Origin of the sequence: Micromonospora sp. NPDC049175, assembly GCF_043197345.1 — a bacterium.
In the GTDB taxonomy this organism is placed as follows: Bacteria; Actinomycetota; Actinomycetes; order Mycobacteriales; family Micromonosporaceae; genus Micromonospora.
Map to the genome: position 1 here is coordinate 162423 of NZ_JBICSY010000001.1, position 20722 is coordinate 183144.

The window sequence follows — 20722 nt, forward strand, 5'->3', positions numbered from 1 at the left end:
GCTGCGGTCAACCCGCAGCCCGGGCCCCGCGGTGGGGCACCCGATCCAGGTCGGCCATCGCCTGGTGGCACCGTGCCAGCCAGATCGGTGCGTGGATCTGTCGGCACAGGCGCGCCGCGCTGTCGATCAGCTCCCGCGCCGGTTCCGGACGGCCGGCGTCGCGCTCGTACTGGGCTAGGGCCAGCAGCGTGGGGATCTCGATCAGGCGGTCACCGATCTCCGCCGCCGTGTCGCGGGCCCGGTAGAGCAGCGCCGCCGCCTCCTCGGCCCGGCCCTGACCCAGCCAGGTGCGGCCGAGTCCGTGCAGCGCGTAAGCCTGGCCGCGCCGATCCCGCAGCCCTTCAACGACCCCCAGCACCTCGGTGAAGGCGCGCTCGGCCGCAGCCAGGCGGCCGCGGGCCAGGTCCAGCTCGCCGAGGCGGTACCGAGCCTGGGCGCTGGCCCGCCGCGACCCGTGCGACATCTCCATCGCGCGCAGCAGGTACGGCTCCGCGCGGTCCGGCAGGTCTGCTTCCAGGTAGAACTGGCCCATCCACCGCAGGACGTGCTCCTCGGCACCCCGGTCCCCGGCCTCCCGGAGCAGCTCCAACGCCTCCTCGTACCGGCGTATCGCACGTTCGGGATTACCGTTGACGCTGTCGGCGTACCCGGCCTTCCTCAGCGCCACCGCGTAACCGTGCCGATCGCCAAGTTCCGAGAAGATCGTCAGAGCTGGTTCCAGGTGCTCGACGGCGGCGTCATAACGGTGCTGGGTGACGTACAGGTCGCCGAGGCCGGTCAGCACAGCCGCCTCGCCGCGGGCGTTGCCTGCGGCCCGCGTGGCCAGCAGCGCGACCTCGTGCGTGCTGCGCCACTCGTCGTAGTGGCTGCGGGTACCGAACAGGGAGACCGCCGAGACAGCCAGGTCCCAGCAGTGGTCGAGCAGCCCGTACTGGGCGGCCTGCTCGACAGCGGAGACGACGTTTCGTCGTTCCGACTCGTACCATCCGGCCGGGTCGGCGAGAAGCTCCTCGGCCGCCTCCGGCTCCAGCGGCCACCGCTGCGCCGAGCTGTGCACGACGGCGTAGTCGCCGCCGAGGAGGTCGACGTGCGCCCGTTCGACCAGAGCGAGCCAGGCACCGAGAATCCGTGCTACCGCCTGCTCGCGTTCGGCCGGCGGATCCTCCCGATCGGCCTGTTCCTGGGCGTAGAGCCGGACCAGGTCGTGGAAGCGGTAGCGCAGCTGGCCCGCCTGGTCCCGGCCGACGACGTCGAGCAACTGAGCGTCGACGAGCCGTTCGAGGTGCTCCTCGGCGTCGGCGATTCCAGTCTCCATCAGCGGCGCGCCGACCCAGGCGGCGAAGTCGGGTGTCGCGAGTAGCCCGAGCCGTCGGAACAGCCGCCGCGTGCGCGGCTTCAGTCCCAGATAGGACAGGCCAACGCTGGTGCGGACCTCCAGCGAGCCGTGGGCCAGTTCGTCGAGGCGGCGGCTCTGGTCGGCGAGGCGTCGCACGAACGTGCCGAGCCGTTGGTGCGACCGCGCCGCCAATCGGGCGCTGACGATGCGGACCGCGAGCGGCAGGCCGCCGCAGTAGCGGACCAGCTCGGCGACGGCCTTCGATTCGGCGTCCACCCGGGGGTCGCCGACGATCCGTCGCACCAGCTCAACGGCCTCGGCGTCGTGCAGCACGTCGAGGTCCATCAGCCGGACCCCGCTCAGACCGGTGAGCCGCGAACGGCTGGTCACGAGAGCGGCACACGACTCCGCCCCGGGCAGCAGCGGCTGCACCTGCACCTCGTCGGCGGCGTTGTCAAGGACCACAAGGATCCGCCGCTCCGCCAGGATGCTGCGGTACATCGCCGCCCGCTGCTCGACGTCGTCGGGGATCGCGTTGTTGTCGACGCCCAATTCGCGCAGGAACACCGCGAGCACCTCCAGTGGTTCGAGCTGTCGGTGCTCGGCGCCGTTGAGGTTCACGTACAGCTGACCATCGGGAAAGACGTCCCGCAGCCGGTGCGCTGCGGCCACCGCCAGGGTCGTCTTGCCGATCCCGCCCGGCCCGGCGACCGCCGCGATCCGCACCGCGTGGTCGTTGCCATCGGGCGTAGGGGTGAGCGCCTCGACCAGGAACGCCAGGTCGGCTTCGCGCCCGGTGAAGTCGGCCACCTGGGCGGGCAGCATCCGTGGTTGCTGATGAAGCGGCCGGGGTGGGCCGCCGGCTACCTCAGAGGTGTCCGGGGCTGTCGCCGAGGCCGGCTCGAGCTGCGGACGGTGTGGTTTGGCCGTCCGGTCCGCGGCCACGGGCGCGGCGTTCCCGCCCGGCCCGGCCGGGTGTCGCGGCGCCGGCACGCTGACCGGGTGTGCCCTACCGTCGCCGGACCACCCGACGGCCGGTGTGTCCGGCCTCGGGCCCACCGCCACCCGGGGGCGGCGTGGCTGCCGCGGGGCGATGGTGCCGCGGAGCATGGCGTCGTGGAGTCCCCGCAGCTCGGCGCCCGGCTCCAAGCCCAACTCCCGCTCGAACACCAGGCGGGCGTCCTGGTAGACAGCGAGCGCCTCCGCCTGCCGGCCGGCATGGTAAAGGGCCAGCATGAGCTGCCGGCGCGGTCGCTCCCGTAACGGATGTGCGGCGACCAGGATGGTCAGCTCGCCGATCAGCTCGCGGTACATCCCCAGCTCGAATTCGAGTTCGACGCACTCCTCGACCAGACCGAGCCGCAGCTCCTCCCACCGCACGGCCTCCGGCTCGAGGAGCCGGCTGGTCAGACCGGATAGCGCCGGCCCGCGCCAGATCGCTAGCGCCTCCCGCAACCGGTCGGCCGCCGTCGCCGGTTGTCCCGCCGCCGCGGCCTCCCGCGCCGCGCTCTGTAATGCCAGCACGCGCCGGGTGTCCAGGCCGTCGTCGTCGACTCTGATGAGATACCCCGGTGACCGGGTCACCAGGAGGCCGCGGTCGATTCCCGCGTCGACGAAGCTGCGTCTCAGCGCCGACACGCAGATGGCGATCTGGTTCTCCGGTCGACCGGGTGGCTGGTCTGCCCACAACGCCTCCGTCAGTCGCTGCACGGAGACAACCTGGCCAGGGTTGAGTAGCAGCATCGCGAGCGTTATCTGCTGCCTGGCGGCGGTGATCGGTACGAGCCGACCAAAGGCCCGTACCTCCAACGGGCCAAGCAGCAAGAATTCACACGTGTTGCCCATGAGCGTGCCCCCGTTACTTCCTGATCCTTCCCAGCCGAGCACTCCTCAGTCGCTCGGCTGGGTATGACTCACCGCCCCCGTCGTACGGTTGGTCCGGGGGTTGTGAGGAGGCAACGCGTACGCGGCGGGTTCAGCGTCTTCTTGGGCCGGGGTTCACTGGCACGGACGCGTGTCTGTCGGCGACGGCGATCATCCGTTCGAAACAGCGATGACAATGCTCTACCCCCGTACGTGTTACCGGCCGCTGCGACAGCCGTCACGCACACTACAGAAGATCATTGAATGTTGTCATGTAGTTACACTGGGTGACTTGGCAGCGCGCAGATAGGGCCCGCGTAGATCTGACACGCTGCCACCCGCTCACCGCAGATCAGCCATTTCGCGGTGGTCCAGCGCGGGTCGGTCCTGGCCACGGTTGCGTTGTGCGGCGAGCAACGCGGCCGCCACGATGATCTGTACCGCCAGGACGAGCGCCTGGGCGGCAGGCGCCTTGAGGGTGAGCAGCGCGATGGTGGTGTTCACGCCGAAGTGGACCGCGACCGATGCCGCGACCCCGGCGAGTTCGTAGGCGTAGCCGGTGAGCAGTGCCATCGGGAAGACGCTGAGCGTGAACAACAGGCCACTCCAGCTGACCAGGCCGAACTCGGACTGAAGAGTCCCGTCGATGAAGAACAGCGGCAGGTGCCATACCGCCCAGGCGGCGCCCAGCAACAGACCGGCGCGCAGGCGGCTCATCGACGCGCGCAGGCGTGGGTACGCCGTGCCACGCCAACCGGGCTCCTCGGCCAGCGGACCGCCGATCAGCATGCTGATCAGGAACGGTACGGTTCCGCCCGCCGTCGCGATCAACTCGCGCCCTTCCGTCAGGCTCATCGCGGGGCCGCCCAGGAACTCCGCGAGCAGTGCGGCCGCCAGCACGGTCCCCGCTGCCAGGGCCAGCATGGGCAGCGCCCAGAACAGCCGTGGGCGCAGCCGAAGTCGCACCGTGTGGGCGGGGATCGGCTGACGACGGCGAGAGCGCCGTATCCGGACGGCGATCGCGCCGATCGCCGGCCCGAATCCACCGAGAAGGTACGGAACGAGGGTGGGGGACGTCATCGCCGGTTCGTCGAGGGTGATCGCGAAGAGCCAGAAGGCGAAGGTCCAGGCGAACGTGACGATCCAGAAGGTGGTGAGGCCGTCGTGTTGGCGAGCAGAGGTTGCGGTGGTCACGCCATTTCCCTTCGGGGGGTGAGGAGCAGGGGTTGTCGCGGGGTGGCTCGCTGTCCGGGGGTGAGCCATCGGTTATCCGGCACGAACCGTGTCGGGCGTCCCGTGTAGTCGGTGGGCGAGCCAGCCGACCACCAACGCGAGCAGGTCGGGGTCGACCGGCTGGCGGAGCAGCCGCCGGTAGGAGCGCACCGACGGACGGCCGACGTCGCGACGCAGCACATGGGTGAGGTCGGGAATCAGGTGGACCGTGACGTCGCCGGGCACCAGGCGGCGCATCTCGTCCAGGTCCGCCGGGTCGACCTGGATGTCCTTGCCGCCGGTGATGGCCAGGACGGGAGCCTTGATGTTCGCCAGGTCGGAGCGCGGGTCGTGGTCGAGCAGCTCCCGCAGCCACCGGGCGTTGGTCGGCCTGCCGAGGACGCGCACCACGTCCGTGCTGGACGCCTTGATTCGGGCGAGTTGCCGGTTGGCCAGGGAACGCAGGATCGGTAGCAGCGGTCGCACGGGAGCGGGGAGGTCGCGGGCGATCATTGCGGCCTGCCAGCGCAACGCGTCCTCCCCTGGGCGGGCGAACCCGGCCAGCAGCACCACCGCCGCCACCTCCGGGCGTGCCCCGAGGGACATGGTGTGAACCGCGCCCTCGCTGTGCCCGAGCACGCCAACGGCGTCCGCCCGGATGTCGGGTCGCACGGCGAGGGCGCGTAGCGCGGCGGCGGCGTCGTCCCGACCGGCGGCGAATCCGGTCGCGCGCCAGTCGCCGCCCGTGGCGCCGACACCGCGCCGGTCGTAACGCAACGTGGCGATCCCGACGTCTGCCAGCCTTCTGGCCAGTGGTGGCCCGAGCTCCATCCGGAGGCGCGCGGTGTTGGAGTCGCGATCCAGTCGCCCGGAGCCGTGCAGGAGCAGGACGGCCGGGTGTGGTCCAGGGCCGACGGGCAGGGTCAGCGTGCCGACCAGGGGAAGCCCGTCGTCCGCGACAACCGTCATGTCGACATCGCGCATACGCCATCTCCGATTATTCTCAACAACCGCGAACATTATCAGCCTTGGGAACATTATCGTATGTGGGAAGATGGGCTCATGGCAACCGCAGACCTTCTCCTGCACCCCGTCCGGATGCGCATCCTGCAGATGCTGTTCGACACCGACCCGCTGACCACCACCCAGCTCCGCGATCGCCTACCCGACATCCCCCCGGCGACGATGTACCGGCACATCGCCGTGTTGGCCGAGGCGGGCGTGCTGGAGGTGGTCGACGAGCGGCGAGTACGCGGCACGGTGGAGCGCAGCTACCGGGTACGCCAGGACCAGGGCACGATCAGCCCCGCCGCCCGGGCCGCCATGACCCGCGACGATCACCGACGCGCCTACACCACGTTCGCGGCGTCACTGCTTGGCGACTTCGACCGCTACCTCGCCCACGAACACGCCGACCCCCACCGCGACGGCGTGGTCTACCGACAGGCGGCGGTCTGGCTCACCGACGAAGAGTTCACCGCGATGGTCGCCGAGATCGAACACGCCGTCGTCAGTCGGACCGGCAACACCCGCGACGGACGGAGGCGCCGCGTCGTCAGCCTCGTCGTCGTACCGGACACGCCATCGACACCACCTGGATCGGCCACAGGCTCGGCCCCGGTGCCTTGATTCCGCGCCTTAGCGTGGCGGGATGGCAGCATCCCGCAGGGCATCGCCGTCGGGAATGAGCGGCCACATCACGTTCCTGTTCGCGGTGGCGGCGGGAGTGGCCACCGGCAACCTGTACTGGGCGCAGCCGCTGCTCAGCTTCATCGCGGGTGACCTGCGCACGGCGACCGCGACGGCCGGATGGCTCGTCACCGCGACGCAGGTCGGTTACGCCGTCGGCGTGCTGCTGCTCGTGCCGCTCGGCGATGTCCTCGACCGCAGCCGTTTCGTGCCGGTGATGCTGCTGGCCTCGGCCGCCGCGCTGCTGTTGTGCGCGCTGGCGCCGACGATCGGCGTACTCCTGCTCGCACTCGGCGTGCTCGGCGTGACGACGATTTCCGGGCAGGTCCTCACGCCGCTCGCCGGGGACCTGGCCGGCGACACCCACCGCGGTCGGGTCGTCGGCGTTGTCGGGTCCGGGACTCTCACCGGCATCCTGGCGTCCCGCACGATCAGCGGGTTCGTCGCCAGCGCCGCCGGTTGGCGGACGGTCTTCGTCCTCGCCTCGGTCGTCGCCGTCCTGCTCGCGGCCCTGCTCCACCGCGCGATTCCGCCGCTGCCGCCGCGCACGCGCCTGTCGTACCCGCAGCTCATCGCCTCGGTCGGCACGGTGGTCAGACGCGAGCGGGCAGCCCGATGGACGCTGGTTCTCGCCGCCACCGGGTTCGCCGCGTTCTCGCTGTTCTGGACGGCGCTGACGTTCCTCCTCAGCGGCCCGCCGTTCCGCTACCCGGTAGCGGTGGTCGGGTTGTTCGGGTTGGCCGGCCTCGCTGGTGTCCTTTCCGGCCTGCACGGTGGTCGTCTGCACGACCGGGGCTTGTCGCTTCCGGCCACCGGCGCGGCCTGGGTCCTTGCCCTCGGCGCCTTCGTCGTCGCGACATTCGCCGGCCGGTCGGTCACACTGATCATCATCGTGATCATCGTGATCGATGTCGCCCTCCAGACGCAGGCCCTCCTCAACCGGGCGCGGCTGTTCGCCCTCTCCCCCGAAGCCCGCAGCCGGCTCAACACGGCGTTGGCCACCGGCAACTTCATCGGCGGCGCGATCGGCTCCGCCGCCGGGACCATGCTCTGGTCCGCCGGCGGCTGGGCAGCGGTAACGATCACGGGAGCGGCACTGTGCTGTTTCGCGCTCACCGTCTGGGCGTTGGGACGTCGCGGTCCACTCGTGATCGGGCTTCGCCCGGACGGACCGCGCGCCACCTGACCACGTCGCCCGTCACGAACGGCTCCGCTCAACCGGCGATGTCCACGACCACCTTGCCGTTGGCGGTGCCGCTGGCGACCAGTCGGTGGGCGTCCAGGACCGTGTCGAGCGTGAACGTGCGCGGATCCAGTCGCGGGCGCAGGGCGCCGGCGTCGGCAAGCGTCGCGATCTCGCGCAGAATGTCGCCCTGGTGTTCGCGCCCGCGCCCGGTCAGCATCGGCAGCAGGGTGAACACGCCGGAGTAGGTGGCTCCCCGGAACGACAGCGGGGCGAGCGAGTGGGTCCCCCAGCCCAGCGCGCTGACCACGTGTCCGTGATAGGTGCGCACCGCCGCGAAGGACACGTCGAGGGTCGAGCCGCCCACGTTGTCGGCGATGATGTCGAACCCCGCCCCGTCGGTGTATCTCTGCACGTACTCCTCGACGCTTGTCGAGGTGTAGTCGATCGCCACCGCGCCCAGGCTCTCGATCAGACTAATGCTCGCCGGCCCACCCGTGGCGTACGCCTCCGCGCCGCGAGCCTGGGCGAGTTGGACGCTCACGTATCCGACACCGCCGGCGCCGCCGTGCACAAGCACCTTCTGCCCGGCACGGACTCCGGCCCGGTCGACAAGCCCCTCCCAGGAGGTGATCGCCGCCAGGGGCAACGCGGCGGCCTCCCGCATCGAGAGGGTTTTCGGCTTGCGGGCCAGGAGCCGCGCGTCCACGGCGGCGTATTCGGCAAGCGACCCCTGGAGGTCGCCCACTCCCCCGCACAGCCCGTACACCTCGTCCCCCGGCGCGAAGTCGGTCACGTCGGCACCGGCCGCCGCGACGACGCCGGCGAGGTCCAGGCCGAGCACCGCCGGAGGCTGGACGCGCGCGTGCGCGGCCTTTCCCGCCTGGATCTTCGTGTCGAGCGGGTTGACCCCGCTGGCGACGATCCGCACCAGCACCTGCCCGCGCTCGGGGATGGGTCTGTCGATCTCCTCGACCAGGAGCGGAACGTCGAACTCCCGCAGCACCGCAGCGCGCATAACCATCCACACTCTCCGTGACCGAGTCTTCACGTGGACGCTATCCGACCAGATCGACGGCGGGGCGGGTTCCTCGGACCGGCCAGCACCGCGACGGGGGGCCGAACGCGGGTCAGCCGTCGTCGGCGCCGTCGAGCAGCGCGCGTCGCAGCGCCAGCCGGTGCTCGCGGCGGATCTCCGCCTCCCGGTACCGTCGCCGGTCCCCGTCGGTCTCGGGCAGCAGCGGCGGCACCGTACGGGGCTGGCCGTCGTCGTCGATGGCGACCATGACCAGGTGGGCGGTGGCCACGTCGGTGGGTGGCACCGCCCGGTCCCATCGGTCGGCGGTCACCTTGACGGCCACCTCCATCGAACTGCGGCCGGCCCAGGTGATCCGGGCGTCGACGTGCACGACGTCGCCGACCCGTACCGCGCGCAGGAACGCGGTCTCGTCGATGGCGGCGGTCACCGCCGGCCCGTCGGAGTGCCGGGCGGCGACCACACCGGCGACGGAGTCGATGAGGTTGAGGATCCGGCCGCCGTGCACCGTACCCATCAGGTTCGTGTGGTGCTGGTCCATGATCTGCGACAGGGTCAGGTGCGACGCCGACGGCGCTCGGCCGGCGATCGTGGTGGTGTCGTGCACAGCGGTAGTCCGTCCCTCGGGAAACCACGCCGCCGGTCGCGGACACACGCTGACGAGGACCTGGCCGTGCGCCACACGCACGGCCCGTCACCGGCTCAGCCCACCCGCGAGGCCGACGGCAGCGCACACGGTTGTGTACGCGGCGCCGGCAGGTCTTCGGACTCGCGGGCCTGACCGGTCGTGCCGGTCCCCTACTGGCCGTCGCTTCCCAGGCCGCTGGCCCAGTGCTGATGACGGCTGTCGTTCCCACTCACCGCTGCGGGGCAGCCCCGGATTTCCACCGGGTTCCCTCTTACGACGCCCAGCCGGTCAGGACGGGGCGAACCAGCGCCGTCGGCAGCATAGCTGGCCAGGGAATCTGTCCACCGGGGGCATCGTGCCGCAGCGGCCCGCGTGCTCGTCGTCAACTTTTGTCGTTCGAGGAAGAAGATCGCCACCTCTTGAAAAAAGTCTCGCGAGGGTGAGGATATCCAGATGCGTCGTCTCCCCCAGACTTGCGGCCGGGTGGTCTCGGGCCTCCTCGCGTTCCTCCTCGCCTCGGCGGTCGCCCTCCTCGCGTCCGCCCAACCCGCCGCGGCGCACGGGACCCTCGCCGCGTCCACGCCGGCGAGCGGGACCACCGTGCGCGAGCCGTTCACGGAGGTGCGGCTCTCCTTCACCGAGAAGGCCGCCGCCAACGCGTTCTTCACGGTCACCGCCCCGGGTGGCACCCGGGTCGACAACGGCTGGTCGCAGGGGGAACCCAAACCGCTGGAGAAGCCGGTACGGGAGTACTTCCTGGTCAACGGGCAGTTCGAGCCGCGGGAGTACACGACGGGGTTCCCCGCGGTGGTGAGCGTCGCCCACCTGCCCGCCAAGGGCCAGTACTCGGTGAGCTATCTGTCGGTCGCCTCGGACGGCGACACCGTGCGGGGCACCCTGACCTTCCGCTACGACGGGCGGGTGACGGCGGCGCCGAAGGGATGGAGCCCGCCGTCGACCCAGCCGGACCCGGCCCTGGTGGCCGCCGCCGAGCAGCACAACAGCGGGCAGGCCTCGGCGGTGCCGACCACCGCGGACGATCCGTCGAGCCCGCCGGCTGCGGCAGCTCCGTCGACCGGGTCCACCGAGGAGAGCGGCCGCGGAACGGTGGCCCTGGCCGGCTGGGCGGTGGTGGTCGCGGCGGCCCTGGCGGTGGCCGGGTACGTCGTCTGGCGTCGCCGATCGGCCTCCGCCGGCACATCCACCGGCCGGCGCCGTACCTCGGCGGCGACCTCCGGTCGACGCGGCGGTGGTGCCCGTTCTACGACCAAGGCCGGCGCGGGCCGGACCGTCGGGGCCAAGGCTGTCGGGGGCAAGACCAGCGGGGGCAAGACCAGCGGGGGCCGGGCTGTCGGCGGCAAGACCGTCGGTGGCAAGGTCGGCGTCGTCGCGCCGGTCACGGGCGACAGGGGGCAACCCGCCACCGTGCCGGCGGCGCGCAAGAGCAACACGGTCGTCACGGCCCGCACGGGCGTCGCGGCCGATCCGACGCCGATCGATCAGACCGGCGGCGGTACGGACGGCGAGCCGACGGTCGAGCCCGGACCACGGCCCGACACGGACCTCGCGGCCGCGACCCCGGGGTCCCGGCTGACCAACACCCACCTGGCGCTGCTCGTCGGCGGGCTGGTGATCGCTCTGCTGGCCGGGTTCGGGCTGGCCCGCATCGGGACCGGCGACGGGAACCCGGCGGACCGCAGCGCCCGGCAGCCCGCCGGCGCTCCGCCCGCCCCGGGCCAGGAGGGCGCCGCGAACGACGGGCACCAACACCCGGCGGGCACCGGTCCGCACACGCACCGGGGTGACGGCGCGACGGGCGAGACGCTGGCGACCGGCACGACGGTCAGCGCCGGCGGGTACACCCTGCAACCACTGGAGCGAACCCAACCCCCAGGTGTACGCGCGGACTACCGGTTCCGCATCGTCGGGACCGACAGGCAACCGGCGACCCGCTTCGCGGTCGTCCACGACAAGCCGTTGCACCTGATCGTGGTCGGCCGTGACCTGTCCGGCTACCAGCATCTGCACCCGACGATGGCGCCCGACGGCACCTGGAGCGTCCCGCTGACGTTGGCCCGACCCGGCGGCTACCGCGTCTACGCCGACTTCTCCGTCACCGCGGCCAACGACACGCAGATCCCACTCGTGCTGGGCGTCGACCACACCGTGCCCGGCGCGCACACCCCGACCCCGCTGCCACCGGTGCGGGCCCAGGCGACGGCCGGGCCGTACACGGTGTCGATGAACGGCACCCCCACGGTGGGGGTGACGGCGCCGATGCACTTCCAGGTCAGCGCCGACCCGACCATCCCCGCGCAGTTGGAGCCGTACCTGGGCGCGTACGGGCACCTGGTCGTCGTCCGCGAGGGCGACCTGGGGTACGTGCACGTCCACCCCGAGCCGGAACTTGTCGACGGGTCGGTCAAGTTCTGGCTGACCGCCCCGAGCTCGGGCCGGTACCGGGCGTTCTTCGACTTCCAGGTCGCCGGCAAGGTGCACACCGCCGAGTACACGATCAACGTGCCCTGAGGCTGGAACTTTCTCCCCGCTGCGGCCGACCATCCAGCCAGCAGCAATCATCGGAGGAAGAACACATGCGCACCACCAGCCCGCTCGGTTCACGCCGCTCGGCCACCGTCCTCGCCGCCGCCGTCCTGGCGCTGGGCGCCGCCGGTTGCGACTCGTCCGACGCTCCGTCGTCGGCGCAGTCGCGCCCGTCCGCGTCGGCCTCGGCCAACCCGGACGCCGGGGTGCTCGGCATTCGCGACCCGTGGGTGAAGGCCGCCGACAAGGGCATGACGGCGGCCTTCGGGACCCTGGTCAACGACGGCGACAGCGATGTCACGGTGACCGGTGCCACGACCACTGTGTCGTCGATGGAGCTGCACGAGATGGCCATGAAGGACGGCACGATGGTCATGCGGCAGAAGCAGGGCGGCATCGTCGTCAAGGCCAGGGGCACGCACGCGCTGGAGCCCGGTGGCGATCACCTGATGCTGATGAACCTCACCAAGCCCGTCCAGGCCGGTGACGAGGTGACCTTCACCCTGACCTTCGCCGACGGCCGGACCCAGCAGTTCAGCGCGGTGGCCAAGCCGTTCACCGGCGCGCAGGAGAGCTACGCCCCCGGGCACGGCGAGCCCATGCCCGGGATGAGCGCCACGCCGGGGATGAGCATGAGCCCGGCGTCGTGACCGAGACGTCACAGGTCCGGCCGGTGAGCAGGCGTGGCCTGCTCACCGGCGGGGCGCTCGCCGTCGGCGGCGCCGTGGCCGGCGGGGCCACGATCGCCGCGACCCGCGCCGGGCAGCCCGGACCGCAGTCGATGACCGCCGCCGAGACGACGCTCGCGGCGAGCGTGGGCGGCCTGGTCGAGCCGTTTCACGGTGCCCGGCAGGCCGGGGTCGCCACCGAACCGCAGGCGCACGCGGCGTTCGTCGCGCTGACCCTGCGGGCCGGCACCGACCGGGCCGCGCTGGGTCGGATGCTGCGGCTGCTCACCGACGACGCCGCCCGACTCACCCAGGGCCAACCCGCGTTGGCCGACACCGAGGCCGAACTCGGGCTGCTGCCGGCACGGCTGACCGTGACCTTCGGCTTCGGGCCCGGCCTGTACCGGGCCGCCGGTGTCGACGATCGGCGGCCGGCCTCGGTCCGCGACCTGCCCCCGTTCCGCGTCGATCGGCTCCAACCGGCCTGGTCCGGGGGTGACCTGCTGGTGCAGATCTGCGCGGACGACGCGGTCACCGTCGCCCACGCCCAACGAGTCCTGGTCAAGGACAGCCGGCCCTTCGCCGTCGTCCGGTGGGTCCAGCAGGGCTTCCGGCGCAGCCCCGGCGTCGAGCCGGGCGGCCACACGCAGCGCAACCTGTTCGGCCAGCTCGACGGCACGGCGAACCCGCGGCCCGGCACCCCGTTGGACACCGCCCTCTGGGTGCCGGACGGCCCGGCGTGGCTTCGCGACAGCACCACACTCGTGGTGCGACGCATCAGCATGAACATGGAGACCTGGGACCTGCTCGGCCGCACCGATCGCGAACTCGCCATCGGGCGGCGGCTCGACACCGGCGCACCCCTCACCGGCACCGCCGAACACGACGAGCCCGACTTCGCCGCCACCGGCCCCGACGGACTCACCGTCATCCCCGACTTTTCCCACCTCACCCGGGCCCGGGTCACCGACGACCGGCTGAAGATCCTGCGCCGGCCCTACAACTACGACGGTGCGCCGACGGCCGAGGGCCACGCCGACAGCGGGTTGATCTTCACCTCGTACCAGGCCGACATCGCCCGGCAGTACCTGCCGATCCAACGCCGGCTGGCCGACCGGGACCTGCTCAACGAATGGACCACACCGATCGGGTCCGCCGTCTTCGCCATCCCACCCGGATGCGCGCCGGATGGCTGGATCGGCGAGCAGGTGCTCGGATGACCCCGCCGACTTCAGACTCCACGAGGCCCGTGCCGCTGCCCCGCCCCACCGCCGTCCGGCTCGGCGCGGCGGCGCTCGCCGTCCTCGTGGCGCTGTTCATTCCGGCCGCCCCGGCCTGGGCGCACAACTCGCTCACGTCGTCGACGCCGGCTCGGGACGCGACCCTCCCGAGCGCTCCGACCGAGGTCACCCTCGAATTCATGCAGCGGCTCGACCCCACGTTCACCACGATCGTGCTCACCGACGCCGCCAAGCGGAGGATCACCACCGGCGAGCCGGTGGTCGCCGGGGCGACGAGCACGGTCCAGGTGACCGACACGCTGCCGAACGGCAAATACACGGTCGCCTACCGGGTCGTCTCCGCCGATGGGCATCCGGTGCAGGGGTCGTACCCGTTCACGGTGGCCGACCCCGCGTCCAGTGCCGCGCCGGTCCCCGACGCCGGTACGCCGGCGGCAACCCCGTCCGCCGCCGCCGCTGTGGAGACCGACCGCGGCCCGGGTGTCGGCGTGCTCGTCGCGGGCGCCGTGCTGGCCGCCCTCGTCGTGGTGGCGGCCGGGCTGCTGTGGCGGCGGCGGGCCGCCCGCCGCTGAGCCGACCCGCTCTCGCGCGGTCCCGGTGCCGCGCCGCGACGCCGGGCGCTGACCTCGGCGAATCGACCTTCCACATCGCCGGGAACCGGCGGCGCCGGCGAGCCGACTACCAGACCAGAGCCGACACGACACACCACCGGGCGACCAGACCAGTACGGGAGACGCCTTCGGGTGCATCCCGACTCTTCCGATCGGATCACCATGTCTCTTACCGAGTTGTCCGGCACGCCGACGCCAGCATCCCCGGTACCCGAGAAACCCGCCCGGCCGTCCCGGCGCCCGTCGCCGTTCGGCGCGCTGCTGCTGCGGCTGCACTTCTACGCCGGCCTCCTCGTCGCCCCGTTCCTGGTGGTCGCCGCGCTGACCGGCCTGGCCTACACCACCACCCCGCAACTCGACTCGATCCTCTACGGCGACAAGCTGACCGTCGCCCAGGTGGGTGACCGTCAGCTCCCGCTGGCCGAGCAGGTGGGGGCCGCCCGAAACGCGCACCCCGCCGGCAGCATCACCGCCGTGCAGCCCGGCGACGGCGAGCGGACCACAAAAGTGGTGTTCTCCCTGCCGGAGCTCGGCGAGAACCAGCACACCGTCTACGTCAACCCGTACACCGCCGAGTCCCAGGGGCAGCTCACCACCTGGTTCGGCTCGACGCCGGCCGCGACGTGGCTGGACGACCTGCACCGCCACCTGCACCTGGGCACGGTGGGCGAGCACTACTCCGAGCTGGCCGCGAGCTGGCTGTGGGTGTTGGCGCTCGGCGGGGTGATCCTCTGGTGGCGTCGACGCGGCGCGGCCCGGGCCACCGCCCGGCACCTGCTCGTGCCGGACCTGTCCACGGGCAGGGGTGTTCGCCGCACCCGGGGTTGGCACGCCACCACAGGTGTCTGGCTGGCCGTCGGTCTGCTCTTCCTGTCGGCCACCGGCCTGACCTGGTCGCGCTACGCGGGCGCGAACTTCGCCTCCGGTCTCGACGCGCTCGATGCCCGCACGCCGGAGATCTCCACAAGCCTCACCGCCGTCCCCGCCGAGCCGGGCGGTGGTCACCACCACGGTGACGCCGGGGAGGGCGGGACAGTCGAGTCGGCGGCCTTCGACCGGGTCCTGACCGTCGCGCGCGACGCGGGACTCTCCGGGCCGGTCGAGATCATCCCGGCGGCGGAGCCGGGTTTGGCCTGGACCGTCACGCAGATCGACAACACCTGGCCGGTCGCCAAGGACCGCATCGCCGTCGACCCGGCCGCCAGCACGGTGACCGCCCGCAGTGACTTCGCCGACTGGCCCCTGCTGGCCCAACTCAGCGGCCTGGGCATCCAGGCCCACATGGGACTGCTCTTCGGCCTGGCCAACCAGATCCTGCTCGCCGCGCTGGCCCTCGGGCTGCTCTGCGTCATCGTCTGGGGTTACCGCATGTGGTGGCAACGCCGACCCACCCGCACCGACCGACGCACCCTCGCCGGCACCCCGCCGGCCCGTGGCGGCGTACGGGGCCTGCCGCTCTGGGCGCTGCTGATCGGCGTACCGGTGACCGTGGCGATTGGCTGGGCGCTCCCCCTGTTCGGGCTCACCCTGCTCGCCTTCCTCGTCATCGACGTCGTCGCCGGCGCGGTGTCCCGACGCCGACGACCCGTCCAGGCGCCCATCTCGCCGGCACCCGTCGGGAGGTGATCCGCCGGGTCAGAGCACCACCTGTTTGGTGGTCGGCAACTCGTCGACAATCGACTTCGGCACGTTTATCGTGTCCGCGATGATCTCGTGGGGTGTGTTGGCCATCCACTGCATCACCGAGATGTCCTCGAAGCGCGGATGCCGGAACATCTCCAGGAACACCAACGGCTCGTCACCGGTGTTCTCGATGTAGTGCCCGTACGCGAACGGCACGTAGCCGACGTCGCCGGCCTGGAAGTCGAACGTCCGGGCGGCTGCCTGCGAGGCGAAGACTCCCATCCGGCCGGTCCCGGAGATGTAGTACTGCCACTCGTCGGTGGTCGGATGCCAGTGCAACTCGCGCATCCCACCGGGCTCGACCTCGACGAGGGCGGCAGCGGTGGTCACGGACGCGGCGAAGTTCGTCGAGTCGGTGACCCGGACCGTCCCGCCCCGGAAACGCTGCGGCGTCTGTGCCGTCATCCGGTGTTTGAAGCTGCGCGGGATGTCGCCGGTAGGGCTGATAACCCGGTCCTGTTGCAAGGACGGTGGGACGTCGCCCTGGAAGATGTACTTCTCCCGTTCGGGCAGGTTCTCCATCTGCTCCATGGTCCAGCCGAAGTTCTTCGCGAGGACGTGCCGAGGTGTGTGGGCGAAGAAGTCGCTGAGCAGGAACGTGTTGTTCTCCGAGAAGGCGCCGTCGTTGAAGACCAGGAGGAACTGCGCGCCGTCGGCGAGCGCCTGGATGTTGTGCGGCACGCCCTGCGGAAAGAACCACAGGTCACCGGCCTTGACGTCCTCGATGAAGTTGCGTCCCTCGTGGTCGACCGCGCTGATCCGGCAACTGCCGCTGAGCATGTACGCCCACTCCGACTGCTGATGCCAGTGGATCTCCCGGTACGCGCCCGGCTCCAGGCCGAACTGGACACCTGCCAACTGCGTGGCGATGGGCAGGTCGCGAGTGGTGACCTCGCGGGTCCAGCCACCCTTCTCCACCCGGGTGTGCGCCTGGGAGAACGAGAACTTGAGGTTGGGCACCAGCCGGCTGTCGGTCGTGGGCGGCACCAGCAGATCGGGGTTCTGCCGCTCGACCTCGACGTTACGGCCCGCGAAGGGCGGAGCCCCCTGGTCGCCGCGGCGCGGCTGAGGATCGCTGTTCGCCATGATCGCTGTCTCCTTACTCCGGTTGGCCCGGACTGGGCGCGGAAAGGGATCCACCTCGCAGGCGTGGCCGGGACGGCAGCCCCAGGAAGGCGCGCACCGCCGGCCAGCCGTACGTCACCGCGATCGCGGCGGGAACCGCTGCCGCGGTCGCCGCCAGCACCAGGCGGGTCCACGGCGGAGCGTGACCACCCGCCCCGGTGGTGGCGAAGAGGACGAGAGCCAGCAGTACGACCCGGAGTCGGTACCGGCCGGGCAGCTCAGTCGATGGGGTCATACAGTCGATGATCGAGGCCCAGCCGTCGCCGTCGCATCCCGTGATCGCGCCATTACCGCAGGTCAGATAGGGGACGGCGTGGGCCATCAAGCGCAATCGGGCCGGTTCGTCGATCTGGTCGCCCGCTCCGGACGCCGTGGCTAGGCTCGGTCGCAGGACGGCATGTCGACGCGCCGGGTAACCACCGGGGAGAACGCCATTGTCCGAATCATCCCTCGACGCCGGAACATCTCCGGCTGACGACCTCGCCCACGCCGAGCACCGACGGCGTTCGCTGTTCGCCGCGGCGGACCAACTCCGGTTCGCCGGAGGCGGGACGGCGGCACCGTACGCCGTGGCGGCCGAGACTGGCGAGCACCGGCACGGCGAGCGCCGTCGGGCCCAGGTGCTCGGGCACCTGACCCGGCTCGCGGCGCGGGAGCAGCCGTCGATCGCCCTCGCCGGCCTGCGGGAGGCGCTCGACCAGGGCCTGGACGACCGGAGCCGGAGCACACTGCTCGCCATGGTCGCCGCGATCGCGGCGCGCACCGGCCATCCGGACGCCGATGCCCTGCTCCGCGACGCGGGCACCGCGCACGCCGCCGCGGGCGACGATTCGTCCGCTCGCCACCTCGCGCTCGCTCGGGCCGCTCGCTCGCTGTCGCACGGCGATCTACCGGGCGCGGACGCCGTGTTGGCGGCCCTGGACCCCGATGCCTGGGTGGCACGACCGGACGCCACGTCGATCCGGGCCGAACGCATCCTCGTCCAACTCGGCCTGGGCCGGCACCAGGACGCGCGGAGCGCGACGGCGGCGGACGAGGCGGCCTCCCCCGAGACCCCGACGAGCGGCAGACTGACCGCCCTGGACTGCCTACGGATGGTCGCGGTGGGAGAGCTGCCCGAGGCTGGCGCGCTGGCGGTCACGGCGCTCGGGTCGGCCTCGACGGATCTCGGCGCAGAGGTGCGTGCCCTGCTGGTCGCGGTGGTCGCCGAGGTCCACTACCGCCGCGGCGACCACGACGCCGCCCGCGCCGTCCTGCGCGGATGCCTGCGGGAGGGACGATGGCCCGACAGTACGATGTGGACTCCGGCGTTCTGTGTCGCGGTCCGCGACCCGGCTCTCCGCGAGCCGGCGCGCCTGCTCGACAGAGTGGTCGCTGACCTGCACCGGTCGGTTCGGTCGCTGTTGCCCGTGCCACAGTTCGGCCCTCGACTGGTGCGCGCGGCGATGGTCGTCGGCGACGACCGGGCGGCCCGCCGGGTCACCGAACTGGTCGAGCTGGTGGCCACCCGTACCCCGGTTCCGCTGTGGCACGCGCTGGCCGCCCAGACCAGGGGTCTGCGCGATCGCGACCCGGACGCGCTGCGCTCGGCTGTCGACGGGCTGCGGACCACCGCCGCCCGACCGGCGCTGGCCGACGCGTTGCTCGACCTCGCGAACAGCCCTCGACTACGCCCGACCGAGGCGTGGGACGCCGCGCACGAGGCGGCAGCCCTCTACGCCCGGATCGGCGCGCCGGGCGACCAGGCGACAGCCGACCGGCGGTGTGTCGAACTCGCCGCCACCCCGCGGCACCGGCCGCCGGTCGACGGTCCGCCGCGGACCGGTGTCGGCGCGCTCACCCCGGCCGAGGAGCGGGTGGCCGAGGTGCTGGCGGGCGGCGCCACGAAGAAGGAGGCGGCCGGCACCCTCTTCGTCTCCTTCCACACGGTGGACACCCAACTCCGGTCCATCTACCAGAAGCTGGGTATCCACAACCGAATGCAGTTGGTGCGGGCCTGGGATCGGTACAAGGCGAGAATCGGCTGATGACCGACACGACCGACCTGACCCCGCTCGCCGAGGGCGTGGAGTGCGAGTTCATGTACGCCTACGAGTCGCGGGCGCCCGAGCCCGCGTACACCGATCTCGGGGTCGTCACCGCGCGCATCGGCGGCGGTGTCGCCCTCGCGATGCGCAACGACCCCTCCGGCGGTTACTGGAGCAAGGCGCTCGGCTTCGGCGTCACCGAGCCGTTCACCGTGCGGGTCCTGGATCGTGTCCTCGACTTCTACCGGGAGCAGGGCGTCGGCCAGGCCGTCCTCCAGCTCGTCCCGGCGGTGCTGCCCGACGGCTTCGACGAGATCGCCGCGGCGCGCGGGCTCGAGGCGGGCAGCACCTGGGTCAAGCTCGCCGCCCGGGCGGGCGACGTCGCCGCGGCGCAGACCCGCCTGCGGGTCGGCCCGGTGCCGGCGGCCGAGGCGCGGCGCTGGGCCGACGTGCTGCTCGCCGGCTTCGGCATGCCGGCCGGTGGGCTCACCGACATGCTGGCCGCGACCGTCGGCGAGCCGGCCTGGAGGCCACACGCGGCGTGGGACGGCGACGAGGTCGTGGCCGGCGGCAACCTGTTCCTACACGGCGAGTCGGCCTCGCTCAACGCCGCCGCGACGGCACTCGGTCACCGCGGCCTCGGTGCGCAGTCGGCGTTGATCGCCGCCCGCGCGCGAGCCGCGGCGGAGGCCGGATGCCGGTGGCTGTTCGCCGAGACCGGGAAGCCCGCACCCGGTACGCGGAACCCGTCGCTGGACAACCTGCGCCGGGCCGGGCTGGTGCCGCTCTACGAGCGCCGCAACTGGGTCTGGCGGTCAACTCCCTGACGTCGCCGTCACTTCTCGCTGTCGAGCAGGTCCATCATCGGCGCGGCGTACCGCTGGCCGGAGGCGGCGCCGGCCGGCACGGCACGCTCGATCTCGTCCAGCGCCTCCCGGTCCAGCACCAGGTGGGCGGCGGCCAGCGACTCGGTCAGCCGGTCTCGCCGCCGCGCACCGACAAGCGGCACGATCTGCTCGCCCTGCGCCGCCACCCAGGCGATCGCCACCTGGCTGGTGGTCGCGCCCAGCCGCCGCGCGACCCGGCCCAGCGCGTCCACGAGGCGCAGGTTCGCGGTCAGGTGTTCGCCCTGGAAACGGGGGCTGTTCGCCCGGAAGTCCGTGCCGGTCAGCTCGCGGTCGGCCGACCAGTGCCCGCTGAGCAGACCTCGGGACAGCACCCCGTACGCGGTCAGCCCGATGCCCAACTCGCGCAACGCCGGCAGGATCGCGGCCTCCGGGCCACGGGACAGCAGCGAGTACTCGATCTGGACGTCACTGATCGGCGCGACCGCCGCCGCCCGGCGGATGGTGTCCGCGCCCATCTCGGAGAGCCCGATGTGCCGGATGTAGCCGGCCTGCCGCATCTCCAGCAGCGCGCCCACGGTCTCCTCGATCGGCACCTGCGGGTTCAACCGGGAGGGCCGGTAGATGTCGATGTGGTCGGTGCCCAACCGGCGCAGCGAGTACGCCAACCGGTCCTTCACCGCCGCCGCCGACACGTCGTACGGTGCTGCCTGGAACCCGCCGTCAGGTGTCCGGCGCGCACCGAACTTCACACTGAGCACCACCTCGTCCCGCCGGCGCTCGCGCAGCACCCGACCGATCAGCATCTCGTTGTGGCCCGAGCCGTAGAAGTCGGCGGTGTCGACCAGGTTCACGCCGGCGTCGATCGCCGCGTGCAGCGTCGCCAGGCTCTCCGCCTCGTCGGATGGTCCGTACAGGTCCGACATGCCCATCGCGCCCAGCCCGATGAGCGACACCTCCGGCCCGGAGGCACCCAGCCGTCGCCGTGGTAGAGCCGTCATGGTCCTCGTCTCCTTCGGTCGCGGTAGCGG

Annotated in this window: 17 protein-coding genes and 1 riboswitch; of the genes, 9 read left to right on the forward strand and 8 right to left on the reverse strand. The window is 71.9% G+C overall.

The features are described 5' to 3' along the window. Positions 1–7: 7 nt before the first annotated feature. The 3 genes from ACGFH8_RS00685 to ACGFH8_RS00695 form a co-directional block, all read right to left on the reverse strand. Complete coding sequence (locus tag ACGFH8_RS00685) at positions 8–3181, reverse strand: BTAD domain-containing putative transcriptional regulator (protein ID WP_393361269.1); 3174 nt, start codon at positions 3179–3181, stop codon at positions 8–10. Between the two features lie 360 nt (positions 3182–3541). Then, complete coding sequence (locus ACGFH8_RS00690) at positions 3542–4393, reverse strand: CPBP family intramembrane glutamic endopeptidase (protein ID WP_393361272.1); 852 nt, start codon at positions 4391–4393, stop codon at positions 3542–3544. 72 nt (positions 4394–4465) lie between these two features. Then, positions 4466–5380 (reverse strand): alpha/beta hydrolase, encoded by a 915-nt coding sequence (locus ACGFH8_RS00695; RefSeq protein ID WP_393361275.1) that lies wholly within the window; start codon positions 5378–5380, stop codon positions 4466–4468. A 93-nt stretch (positions 5381–5473) separates the two neighbouring features. Between ACGFH8_RS00695 and ACGFH8_RS00700 the strand changes: the two genes are divergently transcribed. Together ACGFH8_RS00700 and ACGFH8_RS00705 are read left to right on the forward strand one after the other, a co-directional pair. After that, positions 5474–6040, forward strand: coding sequence for a helix-turn-helix domain-containing protein (locus ACGFH8_RS00700; protein WP_393361278.1), 567 nt, complete (start codon positions 5474–5476; stop codon positions 6038–6040). 22 nt (positions 6041–6062) lie between these two features. After that, positions 6063–7286, forward strand: coding sequence for an MFS transporter (locus tag ACGFH8_RS00705; RefSeq protein WP_393361281.1), 1224 nt, complete (start codon positions 6063–6065; stop codon positions 7284–7286). 28 nt (positions 7287–7314) lie between these two features. Here ACGFH8_RS00705 and ACGFH8_RS00710 read toward each other — a convergent pair whose 3' ends face one another. Further along, positions 7315–8307, reverse strand: coding sequence for a zinc-dependent alcohol dehydrogenase family protein (locus ACGFH8_RS00710; protein ID WP_393361284.1), 993 nt, complete (start codon positions 8305–8307; stop codon positions 7315–7317). Positions 8308–8413: 106 nt separating this feature from the next. Next, the gene (locus ACGFH8_RS00715; protein WP_231396807.1) at positions 8414–8860 is read right to left on the reverse strand and encodes an acyl-CoA thioesterase; all 447 of its coding nucleotides are present in this window, start codon (positions 8858–8860) and stop codon (positions 8414–8416) included. A 195-nt stretch (positions 8861–9055) separates the two neighbouring features. Next, a riboswitch (cobalamin riboswitch) is annotated at positions 9056–9270 on the reverse strand. Positions 9271–9400: 130 nt separating this feature from the next. Here ACGFH8_RS00715 and ACGFH8_RS00720 point away from each other — a divergent pair. The 5 genes from ACGFH8_RS00720 (at position 9401) to ACGFH8_RS00740 (ending at position 15637) form a co-directional block, all read left to right on the forward strand. Then, positions 9401–11476 (forward strand): copper resistance protein CopC, encoded by a 2076-nt coding sequence (locus tag ACGFH8_RS00720; RefSeq protein ID WP_393361287.1) that lies wholly within the window; start codon positions 9401–9403, stop codon positions 11474–11476. Positions 11477–11541: 65 nt separating this feature from the next. Further along, a complete protein-coding gene (locus ACGFH8_RS00725; protein WP_393361290.1) occupies positions 11542–12141 on the forward strand; it encodes a copper chaperone PCu(A)C in 600 nt (199 codons plus the stop codon). Between the two features lie 23 nt (positions 12142–12164). Beyond that, positions 12165–13379: a Dyp-type peroxidase gene (locus ACGFH8_RS00730; RefSeq protein ID WP_393364402.1), complete on the forward strand. Its 1215-nt coding sequence runs from the start codon at positions 12165–12167 to the stop codon at positions 13377–13379. Beyond that, positions 13376–13972, forward strand: a complete 597-nt coding sequence (locus ACGFH8_RS00735; RefSeq protein WP_393361293.1) for a copper resistance protein CopC — start codon at positions 13376–13378, stop codon at positions 13970–13972. The genes ACGFH8_RS00730 and ACGFH8_RS00735 overlap by 4 nt, the downstream gene beginning before the upstream one ends. A 201-nt stretch (positions 13973–14173) precedes the next feature. Next, entirely contained in the window at positions 14174–15637 is a 1464-nt protein-coding gene (locus ACGFH8_RS00740) for a PepSY-associated TM helix domain-containing protein (protein WP_393361296.1), read from the forward strand. A gap of 9 nt (positions 15638–15646) precedes the next feature. Here the strand turns inward: ACGFH8_RS00740 and ACGFH8_RS00745 are convergent, their stop codons facing one another. After that, complete coding sequence (locus tag ACGFH8_RS00745) at positions 15647–16780, reverse strand: cupin domain-containing protein (protein WP_393361299.1); 1134 nt, start codon at positions 16778–16780, stop codon at positions 15647–15649. A 13-nt stretch (positions 16781–16793) separates the two neighbouring features. Beyond that, complete coding sequence (locus ACGFH8_RS00750) at positions 16794–17054, reverse strand: hypothetical protein (protein WP_393361302.1); 261 nt, start codon at positions 17052–17054, stop codon at positions 16794–16796. Positions 17055–17253: 199 nt separating this feature from the next. Here ACGFH8_RS00750 and ACGFH8_RS00755 point away from each other — a divergent pair, with 199 nt between their 5' ends. Further along, a complete protein-coding gene (locus ACGFH8_RS00755; RefSeq protein WP_393361305.1) occupies positions 17254–18846 on the forward strand; it encodes a LuxR C-terminal-related transcriptional regulator in 1593 nt (530 codons plus the stop codon). Next, positions 18846–19673: a hypothetical protein gene (locus ACGFH8_RS00760; protein ID WP_393361308.1), complete on the forward strand. Its 828-nt coding sequence runs from the start codon at positions 18846–18848 to the stop codon at positions 19671–19673. Before ACGFH8_RS00755 ends, ACGFH8_RS00760 begins: the two co-directional genes overlap by 1 nt. A gap of 8 nt (positions 19674–19681) precedes the next feature. Here the strand turns inward: ACGFH8_RS00760 and ACGFH8_RS00765 are convergent, their stop codons facing one another. Continuing rightward, positions 19682–20692, reverse strand: a complete 1011-nt coding sequence (locus ACGFH8_RS00765) for an aldo/keto reductase (RefSeq protein ID WP_393361311.1) — start codon at positions 20690–20692, stop codon at positions 19682–19684. Positions 20693–20722: the final 30 nt, after the last annotated feature.